The organism is Limnochorda sp. (genome assembly GCF_047459355.1).
GTDB lineage: Bacteria > Bacillota > Limnochordia > Limnochordales > Limnochordaceae > Limnochorda.
The window spans coordinates 1-1,328 of the sequence record NZ_VSCV01000099.1; the positions used below are offsets into that span (position 1 = coordinate 1).

Genomic DNA, 1,328 nt, shown 5'->3' on the forward strand with positions numbered 1-1,328 from the left:
AGAGCCTCTTGCAGGAGGCGCTGCGAAAACAATGGTGACGCCCACGCAGGTGCGGTGCTCTGTCCCCCAATTCGTGGGACACTCAAAGAGAGGCGGTGAGAGTTTGTTCCCGCCGGAACTCGGCGGGCGATTTCATCCCGAGCGCCGAGTGTGGGGCCACCTCGTTATAGTCCCTGAACCAGCCTTCGAGCTGGCGGATCACGCTCTCTGCGCTCCACAGCTCGGCCGCCTCCACGTAGTCGCGCCGGAAGGTGCCCACGAAGGCTTCGCTCATGCCGTTCGATTCCGGACTGGCCTTGGGCGTGGTGACCGGATCCAGGCCCAGCTGCTCGGCGTGGAGGATCGTCTCCAGCGCCGTGTAGATGCTCCCGTTGTCGCTCAGCCACTGAACCGGATCGGTCGGCCTCCCCTCCGGGAAGCGGGCCCGAACAGCCCGGCTCATGAGCTCCCGCACGTCTTCGGCGGTGAGGTCCCTCGGCCGGGCTACAAACGCGATCGCCTCGCGGTCGCAGCAGTCCAGGGCAAAGCCCACGTGCACCTCCTCCCCGTTCCAGCAGTGGATCTCGAAGGCATCCGAGCACCAGCGCACGTTCGACCGGTCGGTCTCGATCCTGCCCGTGTGCGCTCTGCCCGTTCTCCTGCGGTTCTTGGCTGGGATCTGGAGGCCGTGCATGCGCATGACTCTCCGGATCCGCTTCTTGTTGTAGCGCTTGCCTGCCCGGCGCAGCAGCACCGTCACCCGCCGGTAACCGTAGCTGCCCCGCTTCCGGATCACCTTCCGGATCTCCGCCAGCACGGCCTCGTCCTCAGCCCTCCGGTAGAAGCGCGGCCGGTCCTTCGTTTGCCGGTACGCCGTAGACCGGCTCACGCCCAGTGTACGGCAGATGGCAGAGAGTGGGTGTCCCGTCATGGCCTCAACACGCCGTACCAGCTGGGTCTTTTTTTTACTTCCGCCTGCGCCGCCTGGAGGATCTCCACCTCCATGGTCTTTCGCCCGAGCGCCCGCTCGAGCTCCCGGATCCGGGCTTCAGCCTCCCGGAGCAGCCGGGCTGGGACCACGTCCTCGCCAGCGGCTACGGCCGTGTTCGCCCCCTGCTCGAAGAGCCGCTTCCACTTGCGCACGACGGAGGAGCTGACGTCCAACTCACGCGCAAGCCCCGAAAGCGTAATCTCGCCCCGGAGGACGCGGTCGATCTGCTCCTTCTTGAAGGCGGTCGTGAACAGCCGGCGCCCATCGGCGCCCCTGCGAAATTCCCCCATTCTCCTCCTCCTCGAAGAGGTTCAACATAACCTCTCCCAGGTGTCCACTCCAATTGGGGGACGGCGTA

At 65.8% G+C, this 1,328-nt stretch carries 2 protein-coding genes; both read right to left on the reverse strand.

Annotated features, from left to right (window positions below; all coding sequences use genetic code 11):
* Positions 1-82: 82 nt before the first annotated feature.
* Complete coding sequence (locus FWJ67_RS11135) at positions 83-910, reverse strand: IS3 family transposase (RefSeq protein ID WP_414482857.1); 828 nt, start codon at positions 908-910, stop codon at positions 83-85.
* On the reverse strand, positions 907-1,260 hold the full coding sequence (locus FWJ67_RS11140) for a transposase (protein ID WP_414482858.1): 354 nt from the start codon (positions 1,258-1,260) through the stop codon (positions 907-909). The genes FWJ67_RS11135 and FWJ67_RS11140 overlap by 4 nt, the downstream gene beginning before the upstream one ends.
* Positions 1,261-1,328: the final 68 nt, after the last annotated feature.